5 protein-coding genes are annotated in these 7802 nt (G+C 38.7%); all 5 read right to left on the bottom strand.

Annotation, left to right across the window (positions count from 1 at the left end; genetic code table 11):
- Positions 1-80: 80 nt before the first annotated feature.
- The 5 genes from CXF85_RS09115 to CXF85_RS09095 all read right to left on the bottom strand — a co-directional run bounded on the left by CXF85_RS09115 (position 81) and on the right by CXF85_RS09095 (position 7780).
- On the bottom strand, positions 81-2399 hold the full coding sequence (locus CXF85_RS09115; RefSeq protein ID WP_101228224.1) for an efflux RND transporter permease subunit: 2319 nt from the start codon (positions 2397-2399) through the stop codon (positions 81-83).
- A gap of 145 nt (positions 2400-2544) precedes the next feature.
- The gene (locus tag CXF85_RS09110; RefSeq protein WP_101228223.1) at positions 2545-3588 is read right to left on the bottom strand and encodes a WD40/YVTN/BNR-like repeat-containing protein; all 1044 of its coding nucleotides are present in this window, start codon (positions 3586-3588) and stop codon (positions 2545-2547) included.
- Positions 3589-3717: 129 nt separating this feature from the next.
- The gene (locus CXF85_RS09105; protein ID WP_101228226.1) at positions 3718-5079 is read right to left on the bottom strand and encodes a DUF1329 domain-containing protein; all 1362 of its coding nucleotides are present in this window, start codon (positions 5077-5079) and stop codon (positions 3718-3720) included.
- 27 nt (positions 5080-5106) lie between these two features.
- Complete coding sequence (locus CXF85_RS09100) at positions 5107-7188, bottom strand: DUF1302 domain-containing protein (RefSeq protein ID WP_101228222.1); 2082 nt, start codon at positions 7186-7188, stop codon at positions 5107-5109.
- Positions 7189-7564: 376 nt separating this feature from the next.
- Positions 7565-7780, bottom strand: a complete 216-nt coding sequence (locus CXF85_RS09095; RefSeq protein ID WP_101228221.1) for a DUF2835 domain-containing protein — start codon at positions 7778-7780, stop codon at positions 7565-7567.
- Positions 7781-7802 lie beyond the last annotated feature (22 nt).

Below are 7802 nucleotides of genomic sequence, written 5' to 3'. Positions count from 1 at the left end.
GACTACTAATATTTTACAATTTCGTTACTTAATTTTTGTTTTTTCTATCTGCCCTGCTCGACAATTATTAAGTTATGCTCTTATTTTTTATCATGTCCTTTACCTGACCATAAAAAGGCTGATAGTGCTGGTAAGATAATAATAGCAGCCAACATATTTACCAAAAACATAAAGGTTAATAATATTCCCATATCGACTTGAAATTTCAAGTCGGAGAAAAACCAAGTAGAAACGCCAATGGCTAGCGTTAAACCGGTAATAAGTACTGCACTACCACGCTCTTTTAAAGCAGCAAGGTAGGCATCATGAACATTCATACCGGCTTTAAGTTTAGTACTCATGGTTGACAGTATATAGATGCCATAATCAACGCCAATACCAACACCCAGCGCAATAACAGGTAAGGTTGATACAGTTAAACCAATATCAAGAGCTGTCATTAACCACTGTGCTAAAGTTGATACCACATATAAAGGTAAAACGACTACCAACGTGGCTCTGATGCTTCTAAAACTGATTAAACATAATGCAATCACAGCACCATATACATAAAGCATCATAGGTAATTGTGCTTCAGCGACTGCTTCGTTAGTTGCAGCCATAACACCAACAGGACCTGACGCTAGTTTGAATTGTACTTGTTCACTGCCTAACTCTGCCGCTGTTACTTTAATTGCATCAATTACGGTATTAATAGTATCGGCTTTATGATCTTCTAAGAATAAAATCACCGGCATGACACTACAATCATTATTAAGAAGCCCACTTGAAGAAGGGACTCGGGCAATTGACTGAACTAATGTTTGCTGATTACGAGGGATAACGCGCCATTTAGGGTTACCTTCGTTGTACCCTGCATTAACAAGTTTAGATATAGACGATAAACTTACCGCCGATTGAACACCCGCTACATTTTCCATCTGCCATTGAAAACGGTCTATTGTTGACATGGTATCGTAGTAAGTACACGCATCAGGCGTTGTTTCGATAATAACTGACATGTAATCAACACTGATTGCATATCTATCGGTTATTAAGAATGTATCTTGGTTATAACGAGATGATTCATGTAACGCTGGAGCGCCCGCATGTAACTCTCCGATTTTTAAGCCTTGCCCCTGGTAAAAACCAACCACGAATAAGATAACAGTGAAAAATAATATTATTCTCGCCGGGCCTTTGCTAGCGAAACTTGCCATAAATGTCCAAACAGCACTTTCTTCACTTAACTGCCCTACTTTTGAACTCACTTTTATTTTGGTATACGAGAGTAATATTGGTAGTAAAATTAGGTTGGTTAGAATAATCATCGCCACACCAATTGAAGCGGTGATAGCCAATTCTTTAATAATACCGATATCAATAGAAAGAAGTGTTAAGAAACCCACTGTATCAGATACCAATGCCACGCCACCAGGAATGAGTAGTGCATTGAAACTTGCTTGCGCTGCAGCAGCAGGAGTTAAGCCCGTTGCTACTTTTTTAACTACTGAGTTAATCATTTGTACACCATGACTAACGCCAATGGCGAACACTAGAAAAGGGATCAAAATCGACATTGGATCCAGTCCGAAACCAAGACTTGATAACATGCCCATTTGCCAAACCACAGCCACTAATGAACACAGGATAGGTAAAATGGTTAAACGAATTGAATGACTAAAAATGTAAACCATTACAGCGGTAATGGCGATAGCAAGAGCAAAAAACAATACTACACCCTTAGCGCCTTCAGCCACGTCACCAACCATCTTAGCAAAACCGATAATATGAACACTGATATTTTCTTTTTCAAACTCTTGACGAATTTCTTTTTCTAGCTTGCCTGCGATCTCAAGCGTATCCAATTTTTCACCGGTATCAGGGTTAAACTCTAATAAAGCCGCTTTTACCATGGCACAACTATAATCATCAGCAACAATACTACCAACGATACCCGCTTTCTCGATATTTCCTTTAACTACGCCAAGCCCTTGTTTTGTCGGTTGAAAATCTGCAGGAATAACCGGACCACCCGCAAAACCATCTTCAACTACTTCAACAAAGCGAGTGCTAGGCGAAAACAGAGACTTCACCTGAATTCGATCAACACCAGGAATGAAGAAAAGTTTGTCATGTACTCCTTTTAAGGCGTTAAAAAATTCTGGATTGAAAATGTCTCCATTAGTATCACAGACAGAGATAAGAATGTTATTAGCACCACCAAAGTTTGCCCTATGTTTTAGATAGGTTTTCATATAACTATGATTTAATGGTATATTTTTAGTAAACGAGGCGTCGAGTTTAATTTGTGTTGCTTGAAACAGAAAGAAAGCACTGGTGATAACGAATAACATTAGCACGAGGAGTTTATGGCGAAATAGGCCTACTTCAATACGACTAGCCAGAGAAATTTTCATATTAATACATTCCGAACTTTATTATATTTTTGATGAATACCCGTAACCATTATTTAATTGCTGTACCTAAACGGAAATAGCTATCAAATGCTGAAAACAACTCTTTTTTGTTAGCGGGTATATATTATTTTTACGTAATTAACGGTTAACCTTTAGGTATCTCAAGTACCTTAATGCCTATATCTGAAACCGCTATTAACTTTCCTTTAAACCACACACCGGCGATAAGTGTTCTACCATCTTGTTGTGGGTGTGCACTAAAGCTTTGACCATCATCAGAACTAACAAGCAACATGCCATTGTTACCTAGAATAAATATACGCTCATCTTTTGCAAAAACAATATCATTTAATAGGGCGGTAGTAGCAGTGCTAATTTCATCCCATTGACTACCATCGTTAATCCCTCGAAAAACATGGCCACGCAGTCCAGCGACTAAAATATGACGACTCTTCGTTTGCGCTAAAGAGAAAAATGAACCTTGGTAAAAGCCCTCAAATTGTTGCCAGGTTAAGCCAAAATCATTACTTTTAGCTAACAAGCCAATTTCACCTAAAAGATATAACGTATCACCAGCTTGCACTAGGCCATTAAAGTGAGGAAGTATAAATGAGATTTCATCAAGATAAGCGACTTCATCTTCTGCTTTTAGTTCAGTAAGGTACTCAATATCATCAGCTAATAAAAATTCTTGATGAAACTCGGCAGTCCAATGAGTTCCACCATCATTACTACGGAACACTTGTCCATAAGCACCAACAGCTATCCCCTGCTGAGCATTTTTAAAGTATATGTCTAAAAGCGGTTTTTGAAGTGAAGGAATATATTGTTGTACTTGCCAGTTAAGCCCGCCGTCTTGACTGTGTAATATTGTTGCATCATGACCAACTGCCCAGCCTAACTGATCATTTAAAAAGTATACGCTCGTTAATGTGACCTGAACCGGAACATTGGCTTGTTGCCATTGTTCACCATCGCTGGAGAGTAAAATATGACCGTGCTGTCCAACTGCTACTAGCTTTCCTTGGCCAATAGGTGAAATATCTAATAATAGAGATTTACTTGCTAATGCTGACTTAGTTGCCGGCGTTGTGATATCGATAGTAGAAGGGTTACTCTCAGCAAAAACAGGAGAAACGTGAGAAAAGGAAATAAAAATAATAACTGCAAAAGCAACTAATAAACGCATAACACCACTCTTTTGATTTTCTAATGATAAAATAAAAATATAAGACTAAAACCAGCTTTAATAAAGTAAAGGCTGAATTTAGATCTAAAAAAAACGGCTAACATTTGTCAGCCGTTTCCGTGTTACTGATTATCTACGACCTTCACGTCTTAATGCCGCGGGAGTAAAATCTCGCTCATTAAGCTTTTTAGAGAAGTCATACATTTTCGCTTCGTTATCTAAACCAATCGCTATATAACGACGAGATTGAATATCATGCATCACGTCAAGCGTTGACCATAGTGTAGGTACTTCATAATAATTTATTGAGTGAGCTTGACCTACACGATAAAGTTCATCACGATTATCATAAATATCGGTAACCGCCACTTGCCAACTATCTTCATCAATATAGAAGACACGTTTTTTATATATGTGACGAGTGTTTTCTTTAAGATTAGCTTCTACTACCCAAACACGATGCTTTTCATAACGCACTAAGTCAGGGTTAATGTGTCCTGCCTGTAAGATATCATCATAAGTAACTTTATCACTATGAAGTCGATAATCATTATAAGGAATTAGCAACTCTTGCTTACCCTTTAATGTCCAGTTATAACGGTTTGGCGCACCATTATACATATCAAAATCATCTGTAGTTCTTAAGCCATCTGACGCTGTACCTGGTGCATCATAGGCAACATTAGGTGCAGCACGAACACGACGTTGACCGGTATTATAAGTCCATGCCTTTCGAGGTGTTTTAATTTGATCCATGGTTTCATGCACTAATAATGCAGTACCTGCTAAACGAGCAGGTTCAGTCAATTTCTGTTTAAATTTAAACAAAACATTACTTTTTTCAAGCTCTTCTGGTGAAGCGCCTTTAATGCCATATGGTAATAGCAATGACTCAGCTAAACCAACATAAGTGAAGCTACCTGAAGCAGTTGGTGCTGCTTGACCCGCATGACGTGTAAGACTTTCACCACGATAGCGTAATGTATGATTCCAAATAGCCTCTAAACCATTTGCTGGTACAGGAAAAGGAATACCAACCGCAGCTTGTATAATACCATTACCTTCTTTAATTAATTCAGAACGTGTCGCATTATCTCGAACTGCCTGATAAACGTGTTCTGGATATGAAGCACTACGATGCGTTTGATAGACATTCATCTTATAGGTATCAGGGTAAGTCTCAAATAATTTAATTTGACCGGGTGTTAATAACGCTTTGTGGTCAGCTATATTACTTGCGGTAATAGTAAACTTTACTTTGTCATTTGGATACGGATCAAGGTGATGATCACCAACGGTGTACCCTGCAGGAGGCTTAGTAATACCGCCTGTCCATGCTGGGATTGAGCCGTCTTTATTGCCCGCTCGTACTGCGCCTAACGGCGTTAACTCTGACGACAACTTTGCCGCTTGCTCGGCAGGTATTTTAGCTAAAGCACCTGTCGATAAGACCATGGAGATGGTCAATGATAATAATGTGACTTTACTCATGTTAATTCTCATGATTTATGCCTTAACTTAGATTGAATAACTTACACTGAAAGATACATAATCATGATCTTCCATCTTATTTGTGGTGCCAACACCGCCGAAGAAACTGTTATAGTTCAAATCTGCAGACCAACGACTTTGATAATCAAACTTTAAGCCGAGTGACGTAGATTTTCTGCCTTCAATGAACATGAACAATGGATCAGGTGTAATACCGCTAACATCATGTGAGAAAACGATACGAGGCGATATATTGATGCCAGCGATAACGTTTGTATAATCAAGCTTAACTACTGCGCGATAACCCCAAGCGAACTCAGTTGGGAATGGGTTCGTTTCCACACCGCCTTGTATCGCTTCATTTAAACCTGGAGCACTTGTTATACCTGCACTACGTGCGGTACCAGGACCATTTAAGCGTAATGTATCTTGGTCTGGCATATCATTAATATTGATACCGCCAACCTCAACTAGGCCAACAAATTGACTTGCGCCTAATGTAGGGCCGAACAAATGTGTTAAGGTCATTTGTGCTTGCATGGTATCAGAAAGAATATAACCATTGGCAGTTTCACCTGCACCATAAGGGTTGCCATTTGCGTCAACCATTTGCGAAATACCATCTAAAGCAGCACCTGCAGGGTTACCTGAGTTGTAAATCTGTTGAGGTACGGCAGCAAAAAGTAATTCAACATCATCAATTTGCATCGGTTCATCTTGACGATAACTCACTTCACCAGCAAAGGCTGTTGTACCTAATGTAGTGTTAAAACTCATCGCGTACATTTTGATATCTTCTACATAATCCAATTCAACACGAGAGAAACTATTTAGTTCATTATAGTTATCTTCGGTAATTTCATTAGCTGCGAGGTAACCAATATCACCACCAAGCGATTCTGCACTAAAATCGGCTGTAACACCTGAAAATATAGGACGACGACTATGATAGTTGACATGGTACAAACTTATCTCAGTATCATTTAATGCAGGTAAAAACCAAGATAAACGCAAACCATATTGGCCGCCATCATCAGGTTCATTTTCTGCTTTTGAACCAGGCGCTCTTAACGTTAGATTACTCGCATAAGCTGCATACATTGATGCAGCTTGCTCAGGGGCAACCTGACCAGTTCGAACAGCCGCACCAATATCATTTAGACCTGCCATTAGGTAATCTAAATTCATATCGGGATTACCACCAAAGCCAAGCTGGACATTATTGTATTGTCCACCGTCACCGGCAAAATCATTGTTTGAGAAATAACTACCTGGTGGTGGAAGAATTGTTTTTTCCCACGAATATTGGTAAAAGGCCTCTATATTGAAGTTTTCAGTAACACCTAAAGATCCCCATAAGGCACCAAAAGGGATAAATGCTTCTTTTATTTCAGCACCAGGGGCACGTAAACGAGCAACATCAACTGGATTTATTTCGCTGACACCATGAGAAATTAAGGTACTCTCACCCCAGCTAATAACTTGGTCACCAAGACGCACTGAGAAAGGCATTTCACCTATTTCAAAGTCACCATAAACATAAGCATCGAGTAAACGGATATCACGACAAACTTGATGATGCGCTTCATTATCTCGACATGGATCAAATACATCACCGGTAAGAGCATTAGATGCTGCTCTGTCATCATCCATCATAGCCATGTCATAAAAGTACATGCCACGAACGAATACACCAACATTCTGATAGTGAACATCTAATTCATGCACACCTTTAAATATTGTTGAAAAACTTTCACCTGCATTAAAGTTTTGATTGCCCGCGTCACCATTAGTGGAATAACCACCTTGCCCTTGTGCCCAAATATCTTCTTTTGGTGGCGACGGTGCAAATATTGAATAATTACTAAAATCAATGTCACTGTTAGCATTGTTAGACTTACCGACATTGTCATTCCAGTTTCTATTCTCTGTACGCCAGCTCGAGCCAACGCTAAAGGTAGAATCAAAACTGATCTCTACATCACCTAACTCAAATCTTGCTGCTTGAGCACTATTAACCATCGAGGTTAGCAATGTCATTGAAAGCGCAGCAGCAATACCTATCGCTAAAGGTTTTTTGGCAAAGCCATGTTGAGGCTTGTTTTTCATCTATTCTCTCCCCTGTTCAGAACATGATGCTAAAAGATAAATATCACCGTTAGTTCATCTACATTAATGTAATCAAAAGTTAGTATTTGTTATATTAGTTATCTAACGGCAACAATAATTACATCATTTCACTTAGGTAGCAAGCGTAAAGGTGTGAGTTAAAGCGCTATATTTTAAGGACTTGCATTCAAATGCCTTTGCGTTTAAATGAAACGTTTAAAACTAGCGTTTGAAAACAAAAAATCACAAAACACTGTTTGTTTTATAAGTTCATGAAATAACGATAATTTGTTTAAGTTGCTATGGAAGATAGATGAGTTAAATGGTCCGACCACCGTTTCAAGTGATTACTCTATTTCAGCCTATTCTGGTGGAATTATTTAAGCTTAGATAAGGATAAAAATTTATTTTGATGTGTTTGTAAACAAAATTCACCTTGAATGCCCGTTGCCGTGAGGTGTTTTCGCAAATGCATGGCAGGGAATTGAACTTTCACGCCTTGCGTTGTTGTGACGACAACATTTTGAATGGTGCCTTGGTAGTAAGGCAAAAACTCATTAGCGGTGATTTTGATAGAGAAATAATATTTCATGTTTTCAGTGTCTAAGCGGGTT

This window comes from Colwellia sp. 75C3 (assembly GCF_002836255.1).
Lineage (GTDB): Bacteria > Pseudomonadota > Gammaproteobacteria > Enterobacterales > Alteromonadaceae > Colwellia.
The sequence above is the reverse complement of the archived record's forward strand: the minus strand, read 5'-3'. Positions and strand labels throughout refer to the sequence as shown.